This window comes from Paenibacillus sp. EKM301P (assembly GCF_011800295.1).
Classification (GTDB): Bacteria; Bacillota; Bacilli; order Paenibacillales; family Paenibacillaceae; genus Paenibacillus; species Paenibacillus polymyxa.
On sequence record NZ_JAALFM010000007.1, the window covers coordinates 199,590 to 225,979 of the forward strand.

27 protein-coding genes and 3 tRNA genes are annotated in these 26,390 nt (G+C 47.6%); 1 reads left to right on the forward strand and 29 read right to left on the reverse strand.

The window, feature by feature from the left end; translation table 11 throughout:
- Positions 1 to 21: 21 nt before the first annotated feature.
- Positions 22 to 618, forward strand: a complete 597-nt coding sequence (gene clpP, locus HFD99_RS18050; protein WP_013368815.1) for an ATP-dependent Clp endopeptidase proteolytic subunit ClpP — start codon at positions 22 to 24, stop codon at positions 616 to 618.
- A gap of 114 nt (positions 619 to 732) precedes the next feature.
- Here the strand turns inward: clpP and HFD99_RS18055 are convergent, their stop codons facing one another.
- The 29 genes from HFD99_RS18055 to HFD99_RS25780 form a co-directional block, all read right to left on the reverse strand.
- Positions 733 to 1,842: a PdaC/SigV domain-containing protein gene (locus tag HFD99_RS18055; RefSeq protein ID WP_123796633.1), complete on the reverse strand. Its 1,110-nt coding sequence runs from the start codon at positions 1,840 to 1,842 to the stop codon at positions 733 to 735.
- 237 nt (positions 1,843 to 2,079) lie between these two features.
- Positions 2,080 to 2,835, reverse strand: a complete 756-nt coding sequence (locus HFD99_RS18060) for an SIMPL domain-containing protein (RefSeq protein ID WP_045244937.1) — start codon at positions 2,833 to 2,835, stop codon at positions 2,080 to 2,082.
- Positions 2,836 to 3,105: 270 nt separating this feature from the next.
- Positions 3,106 to 3,375 carry an HPr family phosphocarrier protein gene (locus tag HFD99_RS18065; RefSeq protein ID WP_013368811.1) on the reverse strand — a complete coding sequence of 90 codons (270 nt, stop codon included), beginning with the start codon at positions 3,373 to 3,375 and terminating at the stop codon, positions 3,106 to 3,108.
- 135 nt (positions 3,376 to 3,510) lie between these two features.
- Entirely contained in the window at positions 3,511 to 4,455 is a 945-nt protein-coding gene (gene whiA, locus HFD99_RS18070; RefSeq protein WP_013368810.1) for a DNA-binding protein WhiA, read from the reverse strand.
- Positions 4,456 to 4,460: 5 nt separating this feature from the next.
- Complete coding sequence (locus HFD99_RS18075) at positions 4,461 to 5,447, reverse strand: gluconeogenesis factor YvcK family protein (protein WP_045244936.1); 987 nt, start codon at positions 5,445 to 5,447, stop codon at positions 4,461 to 4,463.
- A gap of 12 nt (positions 5,448 to 5,459) precedes the next feature.
- On the reverse strand, positions 5,460 to 6,359 hold the full coding sequence (gene rapZ / locus HFD99_RS18080) for an RNase adapter RapZ (RefSeq protein WP_013368808.1): 900 nt from the start codon (positions 6,357 to 6,359) through the stop codon (positions 5,460 to 5,462).
- Positions 6,360 to 6,421: 62 nt separating this feature from the next.
- The gene (locus tag HFD99_RS18085; protein WP_016820123.1) at positions 6,422 to 7,372 is read right to left on the reverse strand and encodes an ROK family glucokinase; all 951 of its coding nucleotides are present in this window, start codon (positions 7,370 to 7,372) and stop codon (positions 6,422 to 6,424) included.
- A 405-nt stretch (positions 7,373 to 7,777) separates the two neighbouring features.
- Positions 7,778 to 8,731: a thioredoxin-disulfide reductase gene (trxB, locus tag HFD99_RS18090; RefSeq protein WP_013368806.1), complete on the reverse strand. Its 954-nt coding sequence runs from the start codon at positions 8,729 to 8,731 to the stop codon at positions 7,778 to 7,780.
- A 39-nt stretch (positions 8,732 to 8,770) separates the two neighbouring features.
- Positions 8,771 to 10,540, reverse strand: a complete 1,770-nt coding sequence (locus HFD99_RS18095; protein ID WP_016820122.1) for a tetratricopeptide repeat protein — start codon at positions 10,538 to 10,540, stop codon at positions 8,771 to 8,773.
- Positions 10,541 to 10,773: 233 nt separating this feature from the next.
- The gene (gene hisJ, locus HFD99_RS18100) at positions 10,774 to 11,598 is read right to left on the reverse strand and encodes a histidinol-phosphatase HisJ (RefSeq protein WP_123796632.1); all 825 of its coding nucleotides are present in this window, start codon (positions 11,596 to 11,598) and stop codon (positions 10,774 to 10,776) included.
- Positions 11,599 to 11,634: 36 nt separating this feature from the next.
- Positions 11,635 to 12,375, reverse strand: coding sequence for a bifunctional phosphoribosyl-AMP cyclohydrolase/phosphoribosyl-ATP diphosphatase HisIE (hisIE, locus tag HFD99_RS18105; protein ID WP_123796631.1), 741 nt, complete (start codon positions 12,373 to 12,375; stop codon positions 11,635 to 11,637).
- The gene (gene hisF, locus HFD99_RS18110) at positions 12,372 to 13,130 is read right to left on the reverse strand and encodes an imidazole glycerol phosphate synthase subunit HisF (protein WP_031462590.1); all 759 of its coding nucleotides are present in this window, start codon (positions 13,128 to 13,130) and stop codon (positions 12,372 to 12,374) included. The genes hisIE and hisF overlap by 4 nt, the downstream gene beginning before the upstream one ends.
- A gap of 11 nt (positions 13,131 to 13,141) precedes the next feature.
- Entirely contained in the window at positions 13,142 to 13,873 is a 732-nt protein-coding gene (gene hisA / locus HFD99_RS18115) for a 1-(5-phosphoribosyl)-5-[(5-phosphoribosylamino)methylideneamino]imidazole-4-carboxamide isomerase (RefSeq protein ID WP_044786789.1), read from the reverse strand.
- 96 nt (positions 13,874 to 13,969) lie between these two features.
- Positions 13,970 to 14,599, reverse strand: a complete 630-nt coding sequence (gene hisH / locus HFD99_RS18120; RefSeq protein ID WP_016820117.1) for an imidazole glycerol phosphate synthase subunit HisH — start codon at positions 14,597 to 14,599, stop codon at positions 13,970 to 13,972.
- A gap of 3 nt (positions 14,600 to 14,602) precedes the next feature.
- Positions 14,603 to 15,211, reverse strand: a complete 609-nt coding sequence (gene hisB, locus HFD99_RS18125) for an imidazoleglycerol-phosphate dehydratase HisB (protein ID WP_029514775.1) — start codon at positions 15,209 to 15,211, stop codon at positions 14,603 to 14,605.
- Positions 15,195 to 16,508 (reverse strand): histidinol dehydrogenase, encoded by a 1,314-nt coding sequence (gene hisD, locus HFD99_RS18130; RefSeq protein WP_123796630.1) that lies wholly within the window; start codon positions 16,506 to 16,508, stop codon positions 15,195 to 15,197. The genes hisB and hisD overlap by 17 nt, the downstream gene beginning before the upstream one ends.
- A 62-nt stretch (positions 16,509 to 16,570) precedes the next feature.
- Positions 16,571 to 17,215: an ATP phosphoribosyltransferase gene (gene hisG / locus HFD99_RS18135; protein WP_016820114.1), complete on the reverse strand. Its 645-nt coding sequence runs from the start codon at positions 17,213 to 17,215 to the stop codon at positions 16,571 to 16,573.
- A complete protein-coding gene (locus HFD99_RS18140; protein ID WP_016820113.1) occupies positions 17,212 to 18,417 on the reverse strand; it encodes an ATP phosphoribosyltransferase regulatory subunit in 1,206 nt (401 codons plus the stop codon). The genes hisG and HFD99_RS18140 overlap by 4 nt, the downstream gene beginning before the upstream one ends.
- A 227-nt stretch (positions 18,418 to 18,644) precedes the next feature.
- On the reverse strand, positions 18,645 to 19,796 hold the full coding sequence (locus tag HFD99_RS18145; RefSeq protein ID WP_123796629.1) for an acyltransferase: 1,152 nt from the start codon (positions 19,794 to 19,796) through the stop codon (positions 18,645 to 18,647).
- Positions 19,797 to 19,942: 146 nt separating this feature from the next.
- Positions 19,943 to 20,437, reverse strand: a complete 495-nt coding sequence (locus tag HFD99_RS18150) for an acyltransferase (RefSeq protein WP_025363689.1) — start codon at positions 20,435 to 20,437, stop codon at positions 19,943 to 19,945.
- Positions 20,434 to 21,087, reverse strand: a complete 654-nt coding sequence (gene ppaX / locus HFD99_RS18155) for a pyrophosphatase PpaX (protein ID WP_019685785.1) — start codon at positions 21,085 to 21,087, stop codon at positions 20,434 to 20,436. The genes HFD99_RS18150 and ppaX overlap by 4 nt, the downstream gene beginning before the upstream one ends.
- A complete protein-coding gene (gene lgt / locus HFD99_RS18160) occupies positions 21,084 to 22,139 on the reverse strand; it encodes a prolipoprotein diacylglyceryl transferase (RefSeq protein ID WP_016820104.1) in 1,056 nt (351 codons plus the stop codon). Before lgt ends, ppaX begins: the two co-directional genes overlap by 4 nt.
- 43 nt (positions 22,140 to 22,182) lie before the next feature.
- Entirely contained in the window at positions 22,183 to 23,121 is a 939-nt protein-coding gene (hprK, locus tag HFD99_RS18165; protein ID WP_016820103.1) for an HPr(Ser) kinase/phosphatase, read from the reverse strand.
- Positions 23,122 to 23,462: 341 nt separating this feature from the next.
- The gene (locus HFD99_RS18170) at positions 23,463 to 24,587 is read right to left on the reverse strand and encodes an ABC transporter ATP-binding protein (RefSeq protein ID WP_019685783.1); all 1,125 of its coding nucleotides are present in this window, start codon (positions 24,585 to 24,587) and stop codon (positions 23,463 to 23,465) included.
- Positions 24,588 to 24,690: 103 nt separating this feature from the next.
- Positions 24,691 to 25,833: a PucR family transcriptional regulator gene (locus tag HFD99_RS18175; RefSeq protein WP_123796628.1), complete on the reverse strand. Its 1,143-nt coding sequence runs from the start codon at positions 25,831 to 25,833 to the stop codon at positions 24,691 to 24,693.
- A gap of 158 nt (positions 25,834 to 25,991) precedes the next feature.
- Positions 25,992 to 26,064, reverse strand: a tRNA-Lys gene (locus tag HFD99_RS18180).
- Between the two features lie 7 nt (positions 26,065 to 26,071).
- A tRNA-Tyr gene (locus tag HFD99_RS18185) sits at positions 26,072 to 26,157 on the reverse strand.
- A gap of 9 nt (positions 26,158 to 26,166) precedes the next feature.
- Positions 26,167 to 26,239 (reverse strand) — tRNA-Phe (locus HFD99_RS18190).
- The coding region (locus HFD99_RS25780) for a hypothetical protein (protein ID WP_207714782.1) at positions 26,205 to 26,390 on the reverse strand (186 nt) is incomplete at its 5' end. The genes HFD99_RS25780 and HFD99_RS18190, both read right to left, overlap by 35 nt.

The following is a 26,390-nucleotide window of genomic DNA, read 5'->3' on the forward strand; positions in this document are numbered from 1 at the left end:
ATTTAAGGGAGGTTTTTTGACGTGAGCTATGTTCCTATGGTAGTAGAACAAAGTAACCGCGGCGAACGCGCCTATGACATTTATTCCAGACTGTTGAAGGATCGCATTATTTTGTTGGGCTCGGACGTCAATGACGTTGTAGCCAACTCAATTATTGCCCAAATGCTGTTTTTGGCTGCTGAAGATCCTGAAAAAGACATTCACTTGTATATTAACAGCCCTGGCGGTTCCATCACAGCTGGTATGGCCATTTTCGATACGATGCAATACATTAAACCTGACGTATCTACCATTTGTGTAGGTATGGCTGCTTCCATGGGTGCTTTCTTGCTGAATGCAGGTGCCAAAGGTAAACGTTTTGCCTTGCCAAACAGTGAAATTATGATTCACCAGCCACTAGGCGGTGCACAAGGACAGGCAACGGATATCGAAATTCGCGCCCGTCGCATTCTGAAAATGCGTGACAAGTTGAACCGCATTCTCGCAGATCGCACAGGTCAACCACTGGAACGCATCGAAAAAGACACAGACCGTGACTATTTCATGTCCGCTGATGATGCCAAGGAATACGGTATTATTGATAAAGTGTTAACTAGCTCCTCTCCAGAAGGTGTATAAGAAAAGTGGTTTTCTTCTGAATAGCTGGTAAATAAAAAGGCTGCCTCGGATTTTCGTATCCGGTAGGCAGTCTTTTTTATTTACTATTAATTTTCAATATATAACTAATCCAGATTATTGATTTTGTCCCGCAAAAGGCTTACCGCCCTGAGGCAGCAGTTGAGCGAACGAGTAAGTAAACTCCGGAATTCCATAAGCGTATGGCGCATAATCATACAAATCAAACACGATGGTTACTCCACTGTTGGTCACATAAAAATTCTGATCTGAGGCCAACTCTTTAAATTTCTCAAAACCTTCGCCAGCCTGGAGCGCATCAATTTTTTTCTTCAAATCAGCATTCAGGAACTTTTTGTAGTTAGGATTTGCCTTCAATACGTCAGACAATTGCAACAGCTTACCATCAGCAAGCGAGAACGTATATCCTTTACGTGCCGTCATACCGTGTGCGCCACCTGTATACGAGTAGTCCTGCATAATCACACTTAGAATACCGTCCTTATTATAGGCAATTGCAAAATCATTTTCGAAATCATACGGTCTTTCTGCTGTAACCTCTCCCTCTGCCACCATCTTTTTGCCTGCTGCCAATACTGTCTCTGCATGCTTTTTAAGCATATTATTAATGGCCTGTTGAGCCTCAGGATTCAGCTGGCTGCCGCTGATTTGCGGATACTTAATCTTATAGGATACCTTTGCATTACTCGAAGCTGGAAGCGTCTGAGATGCAATTGTGATCGGATTTAGCTGGCTTTTACTCAATGTTACTGTTTTCTGAGTTGCATTCCACTGCGCATCGATACCCAGATAGTCTTTCAGCAGACTCATAGGAATATATAGCTTCCCGGCGATCATTTTGGCATCCATGCTGCGCGTGTTGATCCCGTTCACATTGGCATAGGCATCCGAGGAGGAGACCACGATATAGAGCTTGTTGTACCCGCTCCCCACTGTATATGTCCCTTCCTTGGTGTCATAGCTCACCGGAATTCCCAAACTATCACGCAGTGCTGCCACTGGAATCATTGTGTTCCCGTTCACTTGTACACCTTTAGCGGCCAACGTTTTACCATTCCATTGGATGGTGACCCCTGGTTGCTGTGTTGTCGCTTGCTGCTGTTTGGTCGAAGCTGCCTCAATATAGGAAACGGGAACGACCGCAACCCCTGCTAAGATTCCCGCTGCCAGCAGTGCTGAGCCCCATTTTTTCGTATGCTTGTTCATCGTAAGTATTCCTCCTATTGTGAATCTGTATTATCTATGTGTTTTGATCACTTTTCTTATTATATCTATACCCTATTGTATGTGGTTTACAATCTGTACACTCACTGATTTCAATCTGTACACCTAACAGCCATTAGCTATGACAGACTCATTACAAAACGGTTTCAATAGACAAAAGAAGCCAACAAGTCACCCTGCAATGTTGCAGGCGCTTGCGGCTCCGTTTAATGGCCTATACTAGTTCATCTCATATTGGGCAGACACTTGGACTTTCACCGTTACTTGGCCCGACTGTATCTCTGTTCCGCCACTCATATCCATGAGCGCTTTGGACATGGCATTCTCACGTTGTGTGAAAACCTGAGCTTCCCCGCCATCTACTGTCACATTCACCAGAGCCCCTAAGCCGCGTTTAGCTGATTTTGCTACGGCACTGGCTTTGGATTGAGCGTTATCCAACGCTTTTGCAATAGCAGCTTCCTCATAAGAAGAAGGATTCTCTACGGAAAACTGTATATTATCTACGTTGTTTGCACCGGAGTTTGTAGCCTCATCCAGCAGCTGACCAATTTTGTCCAAGTTGCGATATTTCACAGAAAGTGTATGGTTAGCAATGTAGCCTTTGAGCTTCTGTCCTTCTTTCTCGTTATAGGTATAGTTAGGTTGTACAGAGAACTGGCTTGTCTGAATATCGTCTGCACTGATACTCCATTTTCCTTTTAACAGCTGTGTGACCTTGTTTATTTTCGCAGCATTAGCTTTTTGAGCAGCAGCAGCAGTATTTCCTTCCGATTGCACCCCAATGGAGAGATAAGCGATGTCTGGCTTAGCCATTATTTCACCACTTCCACTCACATTAATTACACCATTCGCCGTCGTCGCCGTTGCAGCATAAGCGCGATCAGCTCCCGTCCACAGCCCTCCTGCTACTCCTCCAGCTAATAATGCTCCTGCAAGAATTGCTGTGCTTACTGTTTTTGTCCAAACTCTCATCGTACTCAACCTCTTTCTTGAAAATGTTTGTACCTTCCAGACGGAAAAAACGGTAAAAGGTTGCAGTCAAGCGGTATAAATTTCCGAAACAAGGCATACCACAGGGGTTTTAATTATTTGTAGCTTGGACTTAATGCGGTCGCTATATTCAAATAAATATACATCAATAGCTTAATGGTGGGACGGGTTGAATGCTTTTCTCTGGATACAAAAAAAGCCCCCGAGGGGGCTTTCACTAAGAGTACATCATATCACAAAGCAGATGTTCGTTTATTGATTTTCCAGTTCAACCTTACTAACCAGACTTACTAAAGCGTTTACAGCCTGTTCGGCGTCCGCACCTTCGGCACTAATATTGATTTCAGTACCTGTACTGATGGCGAGGCTCATAATACCCATGATGCTCTTGGCATTAACCTTTTTGTCTTCTTTTTCCACAAAAATTTCTGATGAATATTTATTCGCTTCCTGTACGAACAACGCAGCAGGTCTGGCGTGCAGTCCTGTTTTCAAGCGTACGACTACTGGATGTTTTGACATGTCAGCTTACCCCCTCATCAAATAAATCTGGACGCTATTTACTCCATTTTATTTATCACATTATAACATTAACCCGGGACAGACACTAGAAAAAAAACTAAAAAAACCGGGGCTAAGAGCCCCACAGACCCTTTTTTACGGAATCAGGCCGTTTTCCCCCCTGATTTTGTCAGCCATCTCATCAATTTTGCGAAGTCGATGATTTACACCCGATTTACTCACGACCCCTTTGAGCATTTCCCCGACTTCTTTCAAATTCAAATCGGGATGAGCGAGTCGAATTTCTGCCACTTCACGCAGCTTATCCGGCAAGGTCTCCAAACCAACTTCCCTCTCCAGCAGCTTGATATTCTCAATTTGCCGGACAGCGGCTCCGATCGTCTTGTTCAAATTCGCTGTTTCGCAATTAACAATACGGTTTACGGAATTGCGCATATCGCGCATAATGCGTACATCCTCAAACTTGAACAGGGCTTGGTGCGCCCCAATGATACTGAGCAGCTCAATGATCTTCTCGCCTTCCTTGATGTAAAGGATAAAGCCTTTTTTTCGCTCAATACAGCGGGCGTTGAGATGAAACTCATTAGCGAGATCAACTAACGCCTGACAATGCTCCTCATACATCGAAGAAATCTCAAGGTGGTAAGACGACCCCTCTGGATTATTCACAGAGCCACCTGCCATAAAGGCACCCCGCAAATAAGCCCGCTTACAACAGTTTTTCCGAATGATATCACGATTAATCCCGTCAGTGAACAAGAAACCTTCTGAGACAATATAAAGCTCCTTTAGCAGCTCTTGTACACCATTGGGGATACGGACAATATACACATTATTTTTTTTCAAGCGCATTTTTTTCCGTACAAGCAGTTCGATGTGAAGTTGAAAATGCTTTTTGATCAAGGAGTAAATCCGCCTTGCAATCGCGGCATTTTCTGTGGACACGTCCAATATCACCCTTTTATTCGACAGTTGTACGGATCCGAGCATACGTATGAGCGCAGACAGTTCCGCTTTTTCACAGCAGGGCTGGCTTTCAATCATCGTAAGCTCTTTTTTCGTTTGTGCCGCAAAGGACAAGGGACTCACCTCCTTCTTAACATCCAGTTTTGTACCAATTGGTAAATATGCTGGCTCAGTTTGTCGGCATCATGCCGTAAATACGTACGGAACAGAACTAACGTATCTGCCACTACTTTATATCCTCGATCAGCCAGCTCGCCCATGTCTACCTGAACAGGCTTAGCTCCCTGCTCGGCATACATCTCCTGTACTTGGGGTGGAATTTCCCCGTTATTCACAATGACATAGTCAAAGAGGTGATGCCCAACATGCTCATAGATCGCTTGCAGATGATCTCCCACTGTATAGCCGTCGGTTTCCCCTGGCTGGGTCATCACGTTGCAGACAAATATTTTGATCGCATTTGATTTCACCACAGCCTCAGCAAGCTTTGGCACAAGCAGATTCGGTAAAATGCTGGTATATAGACTGCCGGGACCAATCAGAATCGCATCGGCTTCATTAATGGCTTCCACAGCCTCAGGCAACGGCTCCACGTGAGTCGGTTCAAGAAAAACACGTTTGATGCGTCCGCCCGCTTCCGGGATTTTGGACTCCCCGGTGATCACCGTGCCATCCTCCATCTCGGCGCTGAGCACAACGCCTTCTTCAGCCGCTGGCAGTACACGCCCCCGGACAGCAAATACACGGCTAAGCTCACGCACCGCCGTTACAAAATCCCCCGATATATCAGTCATCGCTGCTAAGATCAAATTCCCCAGACTATGGCCTGACAATCCTGATCCAGCACCGAAACGGTATTTTAGCATATCTGACATTACTGGTTCCACGTCAGCCAAGGCAGTCAGCACATTGCGGATATCCCCTGGAGGGGGCATCTGCAGCTCACTGCGCAATATCCCGGAGCTTCCGCCATCGTCAGCGACTGTAACAATAGCCGTAATATCCAGCGGCTTTTGCTTCAAGCCCCGCAGCATGACGGACAAGCCGGTTCCGCCGCCCATAACAACAATACGTGGGCGCTCCCGTTGTGATCCGGTCTCTTTCATGATTTCACCTCATTAATGCCGGTCCCGATCAGCATCCCGATGCGAAACAGAAACGGATTCTGTCTCGCTGGCACCCAGCATTTTTCCTAAATACTCCGATATTGCAACTGAACGATGCTTACCTCCAGTACAGCCAATACCGATAATGACCTGGCTTTTACCTTCTTTGCGATACTGCGGAATCAAAAAGTGCAACATATCCAACAACTTGGTTAGAAACGCCTGGGTCTCCGGCCACTTCATAACATAATCATATACATCGCTATCCTGTCCCGTGTGTGGACGTAGTTGGTCCACATAGTGGGGATTAGGCAGGAAACGCACATCGAATACAAGATCGGCATCAATGGGAATACCATACTTGAAGCCAAAAGATGTAATGTTCACGGACAGCATACTGCTCTCCAGATGGGAAAATCTCGAAATAATCCTCGCCTTTAAGGTTGCGGGCTTCATCGTACTGGTATCAATAACCTGTGTAGCGGAGCTTTTGAGTTCTTCCAACATCTTACGCTCCAATCGAATCCCGTCCAAAGGCATACCATCTGGAGCAAGCGGATGCCGTCGACGGCTTTCCTTGTACCGTTGTACAAGAACACCGTCATTCGCATTCAAGAATAAAATTTCACAATGAATCGTAAAATGATCTTTAATATAATTTAGCGATTCTGACAAGGCGGTGAAAAATTCTCGTCCGCGTAGATCAATGACGAGAGCCACCTTGCCAATTTTACCGTTAGACTGCTCAATCAACTCGGCAAATTTGGGAATCAGCACAGGGGGCAGATTATCAACGCAGAAGAAGCCCAAGTCTTCAAGGCTTTGCACCGCAATGGTCTTCCCTGCGCCTGACATCCCTGTAATAATAATGAGCGTTGCCCACGGTGCAGCATTTTTTAAATTATCTGTCATATGGACTTCCCTCTCCTTTTGCTTCTTTGCTCTATGTCAGTACCCCTATCGTCAACCCCGGATTAAGAGCGCAGCAGCAACCCAGCAGCCCCTACGATACCCGCGTCATTGCCTAAAACCGCTGGTACGATATATACCCCTTTTTGAAGCGGCTCAGGTGCCAGCTTGGCGTATACGCGACGCATCTCTTCAAACAAAAAGTCGCCTGCTTTAGAAACACCGCCGCCTATAATAAACAACTCTGGATTAAGCACAGCGGCAACCGCTGCCATCGATTTCCCCAAATAAAAGGCAGCCCGGTTCACGATACGCAACGCGACTTCATCCCCAGCTTTAGCAGCATCGAATACTTCCTTGGCAGCAATGTGATCTTCCAGCGCCAGAGAGGTCCGGTCGCCACGTTCCACAGCATCCTTGGCCATACGAATGATGCCTGTTGCGGAAGATACAGTTTCCAAGCAACCCATTTTGCCGCATCCACACTGAATAGCCTCCAGATCAGGCACGACGCTGATATGTCCAATTTCCCCAGCCATACCCGAAGAACCTTGGTATATTCTACCATTTATAATAATACCGCCACCTACACCTGTTCCCAGGGTATAGCATACACAGTTTTCTATGCCTTTGCCTGCGCCAGCCCAAGCCTCACCCAGCGCAGCAACATTCGCATCGTTGTCTATTTTTACAGGCTTGCCAATCCGGTTCTCTAGGAGCGCACGGATCGGTACGTCACGAAAGCCAATATTAGGAGCGAGGACAATAATACCATCACGAACATTCGTAAAACCTGCAACACCTGCACCGACACCTTTTAGTTGATCCCACTCATAAGGAGATTGCTCAACAATATGCCGCACATATTTTTCGATATTACCGATGACAACGTCTACACCTTTATCGGTTTCGGTTGGTCCCTCATATGTGTGCAAAAGCTGTCCGTCTTCATTACAAATGCCGACTTTAATCGCGGTACCGCCCAAATCGACACCTACATAGATACTTTCAGACATGTTCCAAGCCACCTTTATGTTTACTTAAAAAACTGGTATAAAATATATGCTTAAAATTCCTGCCTCGTAGGAGTAATCCTACGTTCCAACTATAATTGAAGCCCCCGTTACGGTCAAGGACACTTACCTGTTGAAAAATGTACGATTAGCTGAACTTTTTAACTCATGCCTCCGTAAGAAAAACGTCTATTGACGTACTTTCAAGGAAGCCAGACCACGCTTAACGGAATTTTTCTTGTGATTATAGAATTGTTCAGCTCCGCTGAAAATTTATAAATTCAATAATCATAAAAAGGAGAAAGCCTGTGCAAATGCACCAGGCTTTCTCTTCCTGAACAAACAACGGGGCTTAACAGAGGGGGCTTAGCCCCTCACATGAGCCACTTTGTGTATTATAGACACTCTTTATTGATCCAGTGTTTCGCTCCAGTCGTGGACAGCGCTGCCTTCAAGATACTTCTCGCAATCCATAGCCGCCATACATCCCGTTCCCGCAGCCGTAATGGCTTGTCGATAACGGTTATCCTGCACGTCCCCACAGGCAAAAACACCCGGGATGTTCGTTTCCGTCGTGCCTGGCTTCACTTCAATATAGCCGTGTTCATCGGTATGAATTTGTCCGTTCAGGAAGCCTGTGTTCGGTGTATGGCCAATCGCCACAAACACGCCATCTGCCTCAATCAGCTCATCCTGGTTGGTCTCATTATTGTGTACTTTCAAGCCCTTTAAGCCAGTTTCCCCTGTTACAACTTCCAGAGGAGTACGATTTAATGCCCAATGTACTTTTTCATTTTCACGTGCGCGGTCTTGCATAATTTTAGATGCCCGCAATTCGTCACGACGATGGACCAAGGTTACGCTGGAAGCGAAACGGGTCAAGAAGCTCGCTTCCTCCATGGCTGAATCGCCACCGCCGACTACGATAATCTTTTTCCCACGGAAAAAGAAGCCGTCGCAAGTTGCGCATGTGCTAACTCCGCGACCTACATTGTCCTGCTCACCCGGAATGCCGAGATATTTGGCGGACGCGCCTGTAGCAATAATAACCGACTCCGCCTCAATGATGCCTTTACCCTCTACCTTCACTTTAAAAGGGCGCTTGCTGAAATCGACTTCCTCTACCCAACCGGAAGTAAACTCAGCGCCAAAACGTTCGGCCTGCTTGCGCATGTTATCCATCAGCTCAGGTCCGAGAATACCTTGCTCAAAACCCGGGAAATTTTCAATTTCAGTCGTTGTGGTAAGCTGCCCACCGGGCTGCATTCCTTCAATGATCAGCGGATTCATGTTGGCGCGTGCCAAATAAATAGCGGCTGTGTAGCCTGCAGGACCTGTACCAATAATTATGGATTTATACATACGTTTGTTGCCTCCTTTAAGTGATGTTTGGAGCAGATGTTAGACCTGCTTTTTAAACGTGGAGAGCGGCTGCTTTAGCTTCTGTTTGATACCACACACGCTGTCAATTTGACGTGCGTAGCGGCTTACGGTCGATACGGAAATACCATAGCGGTCAGCTACTTCCTGATAGGTGACGGAATGATGATGCAATTTGGCTGTCAAATATTCCAGTGCAGCTGCCCATCCCTCAGTATGCTGAACCATCGGGACCTCTGGAGCAAGCCGATCCAAATACTCCTGCCAAAGTGATCTCAAATCATGCTGCATGGCCGGATCGGATGATTTGCTCATGACGGTTAGTACCTTGTCCAGCACGGCCTGCCATTGTGGATCAACTGGCGAAGCAGAGATGTCACCTTCAGTTGTATGCGGATCTTGCTCAGCCTCTAACCGCTCAGGATGTTCTGTTTCCGTGTGTGTATGCTGCACATCCTGCTCTGCCAGCTCTTGCAATACTTGCAAAGCACGGCGTTTGAGTTCACCCTCCTGATCAGGATCTTCTACGAAGGACTCCAGTGCCTGACGCACTTCATCGTCACCGATCAAGCTTAACGCCTGAATAACCTGTAGCTGAGTCGCTCGGTCTCCGTGGCGCAAGGCCCAGAAGAAAGATGATCGGATTAGCGGGTCCTTCTTCATACTGTCAGGCACCTGCTCAGCGCCAAACTTCTCCCACATGCGGAATTGCTCCTCAAACGGGAGATGATAGTGATAGCTGAGCACTTGCAGCGGTGTGCCTTCCTGCTGAAGCTCTTCCAATCTGGATAGGAAAAACCTTGGAACCTCCGAGGAAGCATCCTGCTTTTGCAAATGACTCCATAACCGCCGAGCTTCCGCATATCTTCCCGTATTGCTGGCAGCCACCGCTGTGTAATGGTACAAAGAAGCGTCCGCATTGTTCTCTCCATTGCTATGAAGCAACCTGCGGAAATGCCTGTAGGCCTCCTCATGGCGCCCGAGAATCCCCATAGTGGTCGCCAGCTTGAACACCTGCTCCTCCTGAAACGGTATAGTGACCGCCAAGGTTTGAACCAGACGATCCAATTCTGGGCCGCCGCCTTCGTGCTGATAAAAAATCGCCAAGTTGCACAATGCGTGTAAATTACCCGGCTCATCCTCCAACACTTGAATAATGGTAGCCTTAGCATTTTGGAACAATCCCATGTAGTAATACGCTAGCGCCAGATTATTCCGCGCAGCGAACATGTCCGGTTGCTCCTCCGAAATTTGCTTGAGCAGTTGGGCTGCCTGAGCAAATTTTCCTTCCTCCAGCAGAACACGGGCCTGATCATGCTCGACCACTCCCTGCCGGGCCTTAATGCGGTTCAGCTTCGTTGGACGGTCCAGCTCATAATAGAGCAGCTCCATCATTTCCTCGGCTTCATCAAGAAACTGGCCTTCTTCGTCCTCCTCCAGGTACGTGACCAATGCTTTTTCCGCTTCTTCAAACTGCTCCATATTAGCGTAATTATTCGCCATATAGAAATAACATTCTGTCATCGACGAGTCTACGTCACTCAGAACAGAGGACAGGATATCATTCGAACCTGCATAATCCCCCATCTCTGATAATATACCCGCCATATTGCAATGATTCACCGGATTATCCGGTTCATATTCAACGGCTTTGCGAAAATATTTCAATGCCTTGTCATAATGATTGCGATCAAGCGAGCGCACAGCTTTCTCAAAAAAGAAAGATGCGTCGAAACGCAAAGCAATAATCTTAGGGCTAGGTTCCGAAACTCGCAGATGTTTCCCTTTCATAAATAACCAAGGCACCTCCTTTAAAAGTAACTGGCATGTTCATACCCTTCAGTATACCACAACTTCAAAACGACTTGACAGTCGATCCTACCTCATTCCAAAAAACGGTTCCGTACTCGTACCCCAATAGATACATATGCAAAAATACGCAAAATAGCCGAGCGCATTTCCCCTGTATGAAAGGCGCGTTCGGCTAGCAACTAGATATAACATTAAGACCCAATAAATAAGTATTATAGCGCTAACGGAACCCGTGAACGTTCACGATGCTGAAATACAGCGAGCTCGCGATAGCCGACTTCATATAAAAGTGCTCGCGCCTTCTCCAAGTGCTCAGCCAGCTTTGCCGGATCATGGGCATCCGAGCCGATGGTCAACGGGATACCTAGCGTGAAAGCTTCCTCTAGCATGCGTCGGCTCGGAAACATTTCGGCACAGGGTTTGGAAAGCCCCGATGCATTCAGTTCCATTGCCCGACCACTGCGGGCTACGGCTGAGAGTGCGGAGCGCTCCAGTTCACGTAGCTCCTCCTTTTCCTCCGGCTTCGGATGATGGCCGAAACGTTTAATGACATCCAAATGACCCATGATGTCATATAAACCCGTAGCGGCCGCCTTGGAAACCGCATCATAATATGTGCGGTATACCTCCAGCACATTTTTGCCTTCCCAATGGTGTACCTGACGGAAGTCGGTGACATCCCACTCACCGAGAAAGTGGACGGAGCCAATCACATAATCCCATGGGTATGCATGGATGATATCTTCAATTTCGCGTTCCCAGCCCTCGATATAGTCGCCTTCCAAGCCAACACGAATATCAATTTGCCCTTTATAGCGCTCCTTCAGATCCAAGCATTCTTCCACGTATCGGGGCAGCTCATCCATAGGCATCGCCATTTCTGGATAATAGTTGGCCGGTTCTACATGCAGCAGCGGCATATGATCGGACAAACCGAGCTGATCCAGCCCCAGTCGAATTCCCTGCTGTACGTACTCCTCCAGACTTCCTATCGCATGCCCGCAGCGGGAATGATGCGTATGATAGTCAATTTTCATGTAGCCCTCCCCTTTTCAAACCCTACAATACCCGTCCTAATCACGACGAGGGCGTTCATGACGGCGATTCAGCTCAGCCAGCACGTCATCGAGTGGTAGCTTGCGCTCCTGCAACAGCACCAGCAGGTGATAAATCAGGTCGCTGACCTCCAGGCGCAACTCCTCATTATCTTTGTTTTTGGCTGCAATAATCGTCTCGGAGGCTTCTTCGCCAACCTTCTTCAGGATTTTGTCTACGCCTTTATCAAAAAGATAGGTCGTATAGGCCCCTTCAGGACGTGTCTCCTCGCGCTCCTTAATAATTGCCTCCAATTGGGCGAGCACCTCAAAGCGGCCTTCTGAAGCATTGGAAATAGCATTGGTAGGGGTTCCCAATATTTGAGCTCCTGCATTTCCTGCCCCAGCTGCTACAGCTGTTCCTGGCACGGAAATATCACGGGAAAAGCAACTCATTGCGCCTGTATGACAGGCCGGACCGCTCGGAATGACACGCACCAATAGAGCATCGCCGTCACAATCCAGCTGAATGGAAGAGATCTTCTGCGTATTCCCTGAAGTTGCCCCCTTATGCCACAGCTCCTGTCTGGAACGTGACCAGAACCAGATCTCCCCTGACTCCAAAGACAGTTTCAGCGACTCACGGTTCATGTAGGCCAGCGTCAATACCTGAAGCGTAGCATCATCCTGCACAATCGCCGAGACAAGCCCGGCCTCATTCCAGCGGACATTATCCAGTATCTGCTCCAGAGATAGCTGTTGGTTCAATTCGTTGCTCATCGTATCTCCACTCCTCTGCGCTTCAAATCTCGTTTCAACTCAGGAATCCCGATTTCTTTATAGTGAAAAATCGTTGCTGCTAATCCAGCATCTGCCTTGCCTGACGTAAACACGTCATAGAAATGTTCCTGTTTGCCGGCTCCGCCGGAAGCAATCACTGGAATCCCTACGGTACCCGAAACAGCGGAAGTCAGTGGCAGGTCAAAGCCATCCTTGGTTCCGTCTGCATTCATACTAGTCAGCAGAATTTCACCTGCCCCGAGCTGCTCTGCTTCCTTAGCCCAAGCCAAGGCGCGAATGCCTGATGGCGTGCGGCCTCCGTGCGTGTATACTTCCCATTCGCCCCACGCTTCATTGTACTTGGCATCGATGGCAACAACGATACATTGTGAACCAAAGCTGCGCGCACCTTCCGCAATCAGCTGCGGGTTGCGGACAGCTGCCGTATTTACGCCTATTTTATCAGCACCAGCCCGCAAAATACGTTTCATATCATCGACATGAGATATCCCGCCACCTACGGTGAAAGGAATGGCAATTTCCCCGGCTGTCTGGCGAACTACTTCTTCCATCGTGGCGCGACCTTCAACCGAAGCGGATATATCCAGAAACACGATTTCGTCCGCCCCTTCCCGGTCATACAGCGCAGCCAGCTCCACCGGATCACCTGCATCGCGTAAGTTCACAAAATTAACGCCCTTAACCACCCTGCCATCCTTTACATCCAGGCAGGGAATAATACGTTTAGCCAGCATGCCTACTCCCCCTATGCCTTTGCTACAGCTTGTACGGCAATCTGTAAATCAATGCTCCCTGTATACAATGCTTTACCCACAATAGCTCCGCCTACGCCTTCCTTCGCATAGGTGCTCAGTGTGATTAGATCATCCATCTTGCTGACACCGCCGGATGCAATCACGGTTCGCCCACTGCTTTTGGCAAGCGCTGCGATCGCCTCCACATTCGGGCCTTGCATCATTCCGTCGCGGGAAATGTCTGTGAAAATAAATGTTTCAGCTCCCTTGGAGGCTAGCTCAGCAGCCAATTCATCTGCTCGGACCTCCGAGGTTTCGAGCCACCCACGTGTAGCCACATAGCCATTCCGCGCATCCAGACCGATGGCGATACGATCACCGTAGGTACCCAATACCGCTTCCGTAAAAGCACGATCCTCAATAGCTGCCGTGCCCAAAATCACCCGGCTCACGCCCAGCGACAACAGCCGTTCCACATGCTCGCGCGTACGTAAGCCGCCGCCCACTTGTACAGGTACTTGCACCGCAGAAGCGATCTGCCCAATGAGCGCATCGTTCACTGGTTGACCTGCTTTGGCACCGTCCAAATCAACCAAATGAATGTAGGAGCCACCCAAGCGCTCCCATTCTCGTGCTACTTCCACCGGATTTTCGTTGTATATCGTCTCCTGGTTATAATCACCTTGTACCAGTCGTACACATTTGCCATCGCGAATATCAATCGCCGGGTATATCGTGAACAAAGTTAAGACCCCCTTGTGAGCTATTCAACATCTATATGCCTTTACATCAATCAGCGACCAAAGTTGGCGTACCACCAAATGCAGACTCACGAATCGCTACGCTCGCTTTTTCGCTTCCGCTAGTTCCAAAAACTGACGAAGCAGGCGCATCCCCATTTCTCCGCTTTTCTCTGGATGGAACTGCATGCCATACACATGGCCTCTGCCCACGATAGCCGTTACGGGCCCACCGTAGTCGGTCACCGCCAGCAGATCACTTTCGACCTCTGGCTTCGCATGATAGGAATGCACAAAATACACATGCCCTTCCTCCAAGCCCTGCAACAGCGGGTGCTCCGGCTGAGTCATACGCAGACGATTCCAGCCCATATGCGGCACTTTAACGCCCAGATCAGGAGCAAACCGAACGACCTCGCCTGGTAAAATATTAAGTCCTTCATGACTGCCGTATTCTTCACCACGAGTGAACAATAGCTGCATTCCCAAACAAACACCGAGCAGCGGTTGTCCAGCACTTGCAACCTCCTGAATAACCCGATCCAATCCGCTGGAACGCAGATGCTCCATCGCATCCCCGAAGGCCCCTACACCCGGCAAAATCACACCGCTGGAGGCACGAATCACTTGAGCATCTCCTGTCACTACAGCCTCAAAGCCAAGGCGCTCAACCGCCTTGCTCACACTATGCAGATTCCCTCTGCCGTAATCCACAATGGCAATGGACATGGACTACAGCACTCCCTTCGTTGAAGGCACTCCTGTCACCCGCGGATCAATGGAGGTCGCCTCATCCAAAGCACGCCCCAGCGCTTTGAACACCGCCTCAATCATATGGTGGGTATTTTGCCCGTAGTGAACAATGACGTGCAACGTCATGCGAGCCTCCAACGCAAATTTCCATAGAAATTCATGCACCAGCTCTGTCGAGAAGCTGCCTACATGCTGAGACGGGTACTCTGCACGATACTCAAAATGAGGTCGATTACTCAGATCAATAACAACCTGCGCGAGCGCCTCATCCATCGGTACAAAGACGCTGGCATAGCGCTTTATGCCTTTTTTATCACCCAATGCTTCCAGCAAGGTTTGCCCCAGACAGATCCCAATGTCCTCGACGGTATGGTGGTCGTCGATATCCACATCCCCTCTGGCCTGTACATTAAGATCAAATTGTCCGTGCTTGGTGAACAAATCTAGCATGTGATTTAAAAAAGGAACATCCGTTTCAATCTCTGCCTGCCCTGTCCCGTCTACTGCAAATGACAGCTGAATGTCTGTTTCATTCGTTTTCCGGCTGACACTGCCTGTACGCCCTGCTTCGTTATTTTCGTTCCCCATCGCCATCCACCGCCTTCTTCTCATTGTCCAATCGAACTTGTATCGCCCGTGCGTGGCCTTCCAGCCCTTCATGCCGGGCAAGCTGCATAATGGTCTCTCCATTGCGCAGCAGTGCTTCCTTGCTGTAATAGATCATACTCGACTTCTTGATAAAATCATCAATATCCACTGGCGAGGAAAAGCGCGCCGTTCCATTCGTCGGAATAATATGGTTAGGTCCGGCAAAATAATCGCCTACCGGCTCCGAGCTGTACGCTCCCAGAAAAATAGCTCCTGCATTTTCGATCATCCCCATATGTTCCATCGGCTGCTCTGTCATGATCTCCAAATGCTCGGGCGCAAGCCGATTGACAATACGGATGCCCTCTTCCAAATTGTCAACGACAATGATGGCTCCGTATGCCTCTACCGATGCAGCAGCAATATCTCTGCGCGGCAACTCCGCCAATTGGCGCCCTACCTCGGCTGATACTTCTTCGGCCAAGCGTTGCGAGGGCGTAACCAGTATGGCTGAGGCCATTTCGTCATGTTCTGCCTGTGAAAGTAGGTCAGCCGCTACATAAGAGGGATTGGCCGTGTCATCAGCCAATACGACAATTTCACTCGGTCCTGCAATACTGTCGATATCCACTGCACCGTATACTTCTCGCTTAGCCAGCGCTACATAAATGTTGCCGGGACCGCAAATTTTATCGACCGGTTCAATACTATGTGTCCCGTATGCAAGAGAGGCAATGGCCTGCGCTCCGCCAACCCTGAATATTTCCGTTACACCAGCCTCTGCCGCAGCTACCAGTGTATAGGGGTCGATCCCTGCCTTGCCGCCTGTCGCCGGGGGTGTCACCATGACGATCTCCGGTACTCCAGCCACCTGAGCGGGAATGACATTCATCAACACCGAGGATGGATAGGCGGCTTTACCGCCTGGAACATACACGCCTACACGTTTCAACGGCCGGATGATTTGACCGAGTAAGCTACCGTCCGGCTGTAAATCCATCCATGAGTTACGCTTTTGCTTGAGGTGAAAAGCGCGAATATGATCCGCCGCTTCTCGAATTGCCTGTATAAATGAAGGCTCTACCTTGTCATAGGCCGACTTTAATTCTTCATCTGTCACACGAAGCTGCTCCGCTGTCAGCGATACACCATCAAACGTTTCCGTATACCGCAGAACAGCCCCATCCCCCTCTTGGCGTACCGATTGAATAATCGTACGCACAGCCTCGTTTTGCTCCGGTGTTCCGTAATCCACCTCTCGTTGGAGGCTGAAATCACGGGCTGCTACGATCTTCATTTGCTCATTCCCCCTACCTGCTGCTTGCTTGCAGAATGTTCCTGAACTGTTGCTCCGTTCCTTTAATCCTTCGGTACTACTTCAGTTGGGATCACCTGATGCAATCGATCACACAATGCCTGAATCGGACCATTTTTCATCCGGTAACTGACCCGGTTGGCAATCAAACGACTGGTAATATCCAGTATGCTAATCTGCTCAACCAATCCGTTCTCCCGCAAGGTCTGTCCCGTCTCCACCATATCTACAATGCGATCTGCCAGACCAATTAACGGCGCCAGCTCGATGGAGCCGTTCAGCTTAATGACCTCCACCTGCTGACCTTGTTCCCGAAAATACTGGGAAGCCACATTTGGATATTTGGTAGCGACCCGCTGACGAATACCTGGTTGCCAATCAGGTAAAGCAATTACCGACATCCGGCAACGGGCAATCCCCAGATCCAGTAGCTCATATACATCCTTGTTTTCTTCCAGCAAAACATCCTTACCGACAATGCCGATGTCAGCTGCACCATACTCCACATACGTAGGAACATCGACGGGCTTCGCCATAATAAATTCCATTCCCAGCTCAGGCAATGGGATGACCAACTTGCGGGTTTCATCCACATCCAGTGGAATTGGAACCCCTGCCTGGCGGAACAACTTGGAAGCCTGCTTGTAAATCCGTCCCTTCGGCATGGCTACCTTCAATGTTTCCGTCATGACAATTCCCCCCTTTGTACGGGCCGTCTTCCTTCAGCTGTATAGCTGTATACCTCTGCGTACAGATCCTGCTGCTCACGACGTCGATCCTCCGGTCCCCCCGTGAGTCCTGTCACCACAGTAAAACCCTCTGCACGTAGCTGTGCTGCGGCGGATAGCGCCTCTTGTCGTTCCTGCTCGTCATAACGGATAAATATCGGACGCTTCGTCTCAATTGAAATTCCATCCACACCATCGACGATTCGGTTCGTCTTCAATGCGAATCCCGTAGCCGGTACCGATCGCCCAAACTGCTGAAGCAGATTGTCATAACGACCTCCGTTGCATACCGGAAACCCGATTTCCGCTGCATAGCCCTCAAAAGTCATTCCTGTATAATATGAAAAATCACCGATCATGGTAAGGTCAATTAACACATGCTCAGATACGCCGTATGCCTCCAGCACTTCCCACACCTCGCACAAATGTGCAATGGATTGAATCGTCTGCTGCTCCACACTAAGGCGAGTAGCCTGCTCGCAAATTTCCTTCCCACCACGCAGCCGAAGAATGGCCTCCAGCTTATCCCGATGCGCAGGGGCCAAACCTAAAGCTTCAATCGCCGCTCGGTAGCCCACTACATCACGACTGAGCAACAGTTCTTTTAGTGCTTGCTGTTCAGCCTGGCGACCTGGAATGATCTCTTCAAATAACCCGTTCAGGAATCCCACATGTCCCATGGCAATTTTAAAAGAGTTAACACCCGCTGCCTGCAATGATGCAATGGCCAATGCTACAACCTCTGCATCAGCCTCAGGTGAATCATCCCCTACCAGCTCCACGCCTGTTTGAAAAAACTCCGCCTCTCTTCCTGCCTCTTCCTCAATCGCTCGAAATACATTGGCGTGATAGGACAGGCGAAGCGGTACTTCCTCTTCCTTTAGCAACGAAGACACCACCCGTGCAATCGGAGCAGTCATATCAGAACGAAGTACCAACGTAGTCCCCCGGTTGTTGAGCAATTTAAACAGCTTCCGATCAGAAGTAGAACTAGCCACTCCCACTGTATCGTAGTATTCCATCGTAGGCGTCATAATCTGACGGTAACCCCAACGCTCCATACATGCGAGTACATTCAGTTCAATGGCCCGCAGCTTCGACACTGCACGTGGAAGATAATCTCGAACCCCTACAGGAATCTCAAATCCTTTTGGCTTAGACATCTCTATCACCTCATGATTTCACAATATCTTTATCATGGTAAAGTGCTAACAAACTAAAGTATATTCGATATATTATCATGCCCTACTTATGAACGTCAACCAAACGTAGCAGCCCATTTTTACAGCCCGGACAAGTCGCTGTCCCTCTCTATATTTTATCCAATGCAAAATACATGAATCCTAAAAAAAGACTGTCAGCCTTAAGCCAACAGTCTAAGTCAAAGTATTTAGTAGTTTGCCTGTTCATCTTTACTCTGGGATGGAAACTTCGGAACTGTCCCCAAACCGACCCATGAAAATGGTACATATCGAAAAAACAACGTCACAATCAGCCATGTTCCAAACAGCGCCAACACCCATCCGCCAGCAACAGAGAAGACATATTCTATGGGTGTACCATGCAAATCCAGTTTGCGATACACTCGTAATAACGCCGGATGAAGTAAATAAATACCGAAAGAACATGCTCCCAGCCAACTGATGAACATTCGCAGTCTATCACTAGTATGACGATATAAAAAAACCGATAACTGAAACAGCACCAATGCAGATACGAGAGCATATGCATTATGTAGCAGTTCATAGACCAGCGAGTCTGCATAAATGGCTTTGCGGTAGGCTACAAACCATACTTGTACATAAACGACACCCAGTAATAACCAAATCGCCCACAGGGCCCACCAGCTGATCAATCGACCGCGACCTATTACCGTGCCTGGGACTGGAAAAAGCCACTTTTTAAACCCTTCATATCCAATCGCTACAGCGGCACCCAAGGCAAAGTAACTGATATACGTAATCGCAAGGCTTCCTCTCTCCTCTTGCCAAACGTATTTGTTCAGTAGTACAAACCCCCATTGAATGACTAACCCTACTGTCAAAATGACAAAAGCTGCTCTCCGCGGACTCGATAACCAATGACGTAAACGCTGCACTCCCCACAACAACAGCGGAAAGACCAAATAAAATTGGATGATGATAATGACATAATACAAATGCGTATACGCATTTCCCGTTAGCAGCACGAGCGGAAGATCACTAAGCGGCATCAACCCACGTGTCACCAAGGTCAAATAGTACATAAGAGAAAATAAAACGTAGGGTAACACAATAAACATCAGTCTTTTTCGAAAAAACAAAAGCATACTCTTTCCACGAAGTGGCCGATCGACATAATTGTAAAATAGAACAAAACCGCTCACAAAAATAAATACAGGCACTGCAAAGCTGCTAAACATATTTAAAAATAAAAAAGGATAAAACAATAGAGAATGACGCGCATCAATCAAAGCCATTGAAGTTGCATGGATGGTAATGACGGCCGCAATTAATATTCCCCGGTAAATATCAAGCTCTGGTATACGTTCTTTTTTGACCAAATCAACACGCTCCCATATCGCTTTGCAAAAATATCTATTATCAATTTTTAAACATAACCAACATGCATTACCCCACTTATTATACAGAAAAACTGCACAAGAAGGACCCCTTAATACATAAGGGGCCCTTCTTATCATACTATTGACTACTCATCCACACCAGAGCGTCTTAAATCACGCAACGGATTACCGCCTACAAAAGCACCTGCCGGCACATCTTTATGCACAACCGCTCCGGCCGCTACCACAGCCCCGTCACCGATGGTAACACCCGGCAAAATGGTTGTGTTTGCGCCGATCAGCACACGATCCCCGATCACCACTTTACCGATGCGATACTCCTGTATAAGGTATTCATGAGCCAGTATGGTCGTGTTATATCCAATGACCGAATTGTTCCCGATTATAATATGCTCTGGAAAAAAAACATCCACCATCACCATCAGACCGAAGGCTGCATGTTGCCCAACCTTCATCCCCAGCATTCTGCGGTAGATAACATTTTTCAGAGAAAGCACAGGACAATACCGGGCAATCTGTATAAAAATGAAGTTCTTAACGCCTTTCCAAGGGCTCACCGTCCGATAAATTTGCCACAACGCATTGGGACCTTCTACAGGATAGCGGTTCACCTTTCTCACGATACATTGACACCTTGAAGTTCCAGCTTCAGCAAATCCCTCATATCATATAGCATGTAGTCTGGTCCATATCCGCGCAGAGTTTCCTCACCCTTGAGCGACCAGGCCACTCCTGCAGATTTCACACCTGCCGCCTGAGCTGACAAAATATCAAAGGAACTGTCTCCAACCATCAACGTATGTTCCGCTTTAGCATTCAAACCAGCCAAAGCCTTGAGCACTGGCTCCGCGTGAGGCTTCGGATGCTCCACATCGTCTACCGTAACAATATAATCCATAGAGGAAGTCAGATTAAACAGGTTAAGTACACGTATCGTGGATGGTCGTATTTTAGTTGTCACAACCCCCAACTTAATTCCTCGTGCACGTAGCTCCTGAATAACCTCAATAACATATGGAAATGGCTTCACCATTTGATCATGATGAATTTGATTATAAGCACGGTAGTCTTTAACTAGCCCAGATACATCCGTTAATCCCGTAAAAGTACGGAGTTGATCGTCCAGCGTTCCCCCCATATGAGGAATAATGTGCTCCCGCGTTAGCGGATCCGCATCTGGATGGTTCAAAATGTGTAAAAATGTGCTGATTATCAACTCATTCGTATCCATAATGGTACCGTCTAAATCAAACAAAATCGTATTTATCATAGATGCTCCTTCTTGTCCTCATCCGTGTCTTCCTTAGATAGCTTATCCGCTGTGGCTGTTGGAGAAACCGCATCCTGCCCAGGACGGGATACTTGTTCTGGCGTCATATCAGGTACCTGATCAATCCCCGTCTTGCTGGAGACAATCGGGTCGCTATATCTCGCAACGGCCGAGCCCTTCCGACGACGAACCAAGATAAAAATCACGGCAGCCACAATGATGAAAATAGCAAGCAACTGTGAGATCCGTACATTACCGTAATTCGGGTCCAAGTACCCCGGTTCAAACCCTAGCCATACCATAGGGGACCACAGAGCATTCACAAAGGAAGCCAGCCAGTCCGGTCCCTGAAAGGCCAAGCTGTCCGTCCGCACCCGCTCGATGAAAAAGCGACCAATAGAGTACCAAATGAAGTAAAATGCAAACATTTCACCCGCACGTACAAATTTCATCCGGCGAATCACAAGCAGCAAAATCACGCCTACAATACTCCACAGCGATTCGTACAGGAACGTAGGGTGGTGAAACACCCCGTTAACGTTCATCTGATTCACAATGAAATCCGGTAGATGCAGCTGACTGCGCAAAAAAGTCTCCTCCGTTGGTCCACCGTAAGCCTCTTGATTGACAAAATTACCCCAGCGTCCAATCGCTTGACCGATTAATAGACCCGGCGCACAAATATCAGCAACACGCCAGAAGTTATATCCTTTATAACGGAAATAAATAACCGCACATATAATAGCACCAATCAAGGCACCATATATCGCGATACCGCCATTCCAAATTTTAAAGATATCCCATAGATTATCCCGGTAGTCTTCCCATTTGAAGGCTACATAATAAATACGCGCTCCAATAATGGCCGATGGAACACCCAGAAGCAGCATATCCATAAAGAATTCCTGCGGAATACCGAATCTTTTTCCCTCACGGATGGCGAGATATAAACCCACAAGCGCCGCCAGCCCCAAAATAAGCCCATACCAATGGACCTTGATTGCCCCGATCGAAAAAGCAATCGGATTCAGCAGTAATGTTGCCGTTGACATATGTTTCTCTCACTCCTTGTCCTTCCTTGCAACCGAACGAACCTTAATCCATCTCTTCCATATCTTCAGAAATCGTAGCAGTCAGCTTGTTTGTAAATTGCAGGGCTGCATTAACGCCCATTTGTTTCAAACGATAGTTCATCGCCGCTACCTCGATAATAACAGCCAGATTTCGGCCTGGACGAACTGGAATCGTAACGAGTGGAACATCTGTATCAATAATGCGTGTAGTTTCTTCATCGAGACCGAGACGGTCATACTGCTTGTCCTGTTGCCATGCCTCCAGGCGGACAACCAGTGTAATTCGCTTATTATTACGAACTGCACCAGCACCAAACAGTGTCATCACATTAATAATGCCTACGCCTCGAATTTCAAGCAGGTGACGAATGAGTTCAGGTGCTGTTCCATGCAACTGAAAATCGGACGTTTGCCGGATTTCTACCGCATCATCTGCTACCAAGCGATGCCCACGTTTGACAAGTTCCAGTGCTGTTTCACTCTTACCAATTCCACTACTGCCTGTAATAAGCATTCCCACGCCATACACGTCACATAATACGCCATGAATAGTTGCCGTAGGTGCCAGCTTTCTTTCCAGAAAACCTGTGATACGGCTCGATAAAATCGTCGTCGCCATATTAGTCCGCAGTACAGGAATATCTCGCTCTGTACTTGCTTCCACTAGCTCGGCCGGTACCTCCAGGCCACGTGTGATGATAATACATGGAGTCAGCTCTGTACACAAACGCTCCATTCGATCCCGTCGCTCCTCAGGAGGCAGCATACCCAGAAAGGCCAGCTCAGACCTTCCCAAAAGCTGTACCCGCTCCTGTGTATGATATTCAAAATACCCGGCCATCTCCAGGCCTGGGCGATTCAAATCGTCCACGGTGATCAGTCTGCGCAGACCCTTTTCACCGGAAATAACCTCCATTTGGAATTGCTGTACAAGCTCGGATACCTTTACCTGTTTAGCCATTGTATTCTCTCCTCATCTGCAAAAACCGGATTCTATACGCCATTTGATTTATGTAGCATTATTCTATTAACCATACAACCCCACGCAGTCTATCCTGAATGAGTCCACACTTCACTTGATTTAACAATAGGATTCCAGGCTATCCCTATCCTGACAGTTGGAGGCCCCAATCTGGAACTCCTGCCAACGAGCCTTGTCTAAATCTAGACCTGCACCATTGTACACCCATCGTATCGGAATTTTCCATTGAATGCAATGCCGAAGCTAGTAGCGGATATGATATACAAAAGAGTCGCAGTTCTCCGCTTGGGAAAACTGCGACTCTCTTCCAGAGGCTGATCTTATTCGCCAACCAGAATGCTCAATTCCGATTCCTTATCAAAAATATGAACTTTGTTCATATCAACAGCCAACTTCGCTTTGACACCATCACGAGTATTGGAACGTCCGTCTACACGGGCAATAATCGTATCGTTTCCAGCACCGCTCAGGTACAACAGCATTTCATGACCGAGATTTTCCGTTACATCCACAGTGGATGTAAAGATCGTGTTCGGAGAAGCCTCCAAAAATACAGGCTCTTCATGAATATCCTCAGGTCGAATGCCCAAGATCACTTCTTTGCCAATGTAGCCTTTCGCTTTCAAAATCTGTCCCTTACCTTCAGGTACAAACAGATCCAGACCTGGTGCTGTGAAATGCAATGCACCTTCTTTTTCAACCAGCTTACCTGAGATAAAGTTCATTGTAGGAGAGCCGATAAAACCAGCAACGAACAGATTCACTGGACGGTTGTACAGTTCATCCGGGGATGCAGCTTGTTGAATGATACCATCCTTCATAACTACAATCCGATCACCCATCGTCATGGCTTCAACCTGGTCATGTGTTACATAGATAACGGTCGTTTCCAGACGCTTAGCCAACTTCGTGATTTCTGCACGCATTTGACCACGCAACTTGGCATCCAAGTTGGACAGTGGCTCATCCATCAAGAAGACTTGTGGGTCACGCACAATCGCACGTCCCAAGGCAACACGCTGACGCTGACCGCCTGATAACGCTTTCGGCTTGCGATCCAGCAGATGCTCAATATCAAGGATTTTAGCTGCTTCACGTACGCGTTTATCAATTTCTTCCTTTTTAACCTTGCGGAGCTTCAGACCAAAAGCCATGTTTTGGTATACATTCATATGCGGATACAAGGCATAGGATTGGAATACCATCGCGATATCGCGGTCTTTTGGAGCCACATCGTTCACAACACGATCACCAATGTACAATTTACCGTCTGAAATTTCCTCCAGACCAGCAATCATACGAAGTGTAGTAGACTTCCCACAACCGGAAGGACCAACCAATACGAGAAATTCTTTATCTTGAATGTCCAAATTGACATCAACAACCGTAGCTTTTTCTGCACCCGGATATTTCTTAAAAATATGCTCTAAACGTACGCCAGCCATAGCTTTTGCCTCCCCAAGGTCAAGTTTTGAAATCGAATACATTTTCTACTTGTATCTTACCCTAGTACCTAAACCCTGGCTATTCGCAAACTGCACAAAAATGCTATTTCCTTTTTGTCACTTTGTACAATAACAGATATAGTTTGACCAAAACTGCATCATTAAACGTCCGCACGTCCAATCCGGTCTCCTGTTTAATCTTGTCCAAACGGTAAATCAACGTATTACGGTGAACATACAGACGCTTGGCTGTCTCACTCACATTACAATCCAGTTGAAAAAAGATATCCAATGTAGCCATCGTTTCTGAGTCTTCCAGTATGACAGATGACTTCATTACCTGCTCCAAAAATAGTACACGCTGCTCCTTGGGAATGCGATTTAACAGTCTCTCCAAATGAAGCTCCCATGAAAGGTGGATGTGCTCTGTTACATGAAAAAGCTTGCCAAGATGGATCGTCTCCCATAATAAATTCAGCTCGTGGGGGAAACTTTGCAAAGGGACCGAAGGCTTGGAAATTGCCAAATGGAATACACCGACCCATTCATTCGCGATAAGCTCATATAACCCCAAGCTAAAAGCCGTAAGTACCTCCTCAAGTGGTTCCGCAAAATCTGCCTCTCTAGTCTCAGGATCTTTATCCCGTTCATCGTCGGCCCCTAATAAAAGCTCCTTTTTTGCGAGAATCAGCCAAGATTGTTCGTCTAATGGAGTAAGCAGCACATTCCCTCCAAAATAGCTCGCTAACAATCGGTGAAGCTGCGTATAAGTAATAGCCCCATCCTGTGTTCCCTCGCCATTCAGTAAAAAAGGCACCATACACGCTGATAACGAATCACGAAGCTCCAATTCAGTGGGAACTTCTTCCTCACTGTTTAGGTCGGCAGCCTGCTGTATGAGCCATTGTCCAAAACGATTCATCCGCTCTTCCTCGCTATAGGCTGGGTTGATCGACAAGCGTGAACCATTCTGCCAGACTTGTTCCATGTTCCCCAGTAACGCTTCTATCAACTTCCGTTCTCGATCCGTCAAATATCTGTCCTCTACCGCAAAAGCAGCCAGTTCACCTGCCGATGCACGAAACGGAAAATATAATTTATTCTCACTAACAAACGATCTATCCGGTATAACTGAATCGGCTGTTTCTCCTTCTGCCATCATTTCTGGGCACCAAGGCACTATGGTAAAAGGCGCTTGAATTATATTCTGAAGCTGTTGCTGAATCCATTCTGTATCCAAAGTCACGCGATCACCACTTCACTTTTTTTAGAATATAGATTAAACACTAAGCGAACATAATGAACTCATTATAACCCGTCGATACCTTAAAATAAAAAGCTATATAAAAACATAACTTATAACAATACAAAAAAAGCCATCAACTTATAGTTGATGACTTCTGATGAGCCATGAAGGACTCGAACCTTCGACACCCTGATTAAAAGTCAGGTGCTCTACCAACTGAGCTAATGGCTCGTAAAACTGGTGGAGGATGATGGATTCGAACCACCGAACCCGTAAGGGAGCAGATTTACAGTCTGATGCGTTTGGCCACTTCGCTAATCCTCCATATAAAGGTGGCTCGGGACGGAATCGAACCGCCGACACGAGGATTTTCAGTCCTCTGCTCTACCGACTGAGCTACCGAGCCATATCCATTGGCAAAAAAATAAAGTGCGGAGGGATACCCCTTCCCACTTTAGTACGGCGAAAATACTAAGCTGAAAAATGGCGGAACTGACGGGATTCGAACCCGCGATCTCCTGCGTGACAGGCAGGCATGTTAGGCCTCTACACCACAG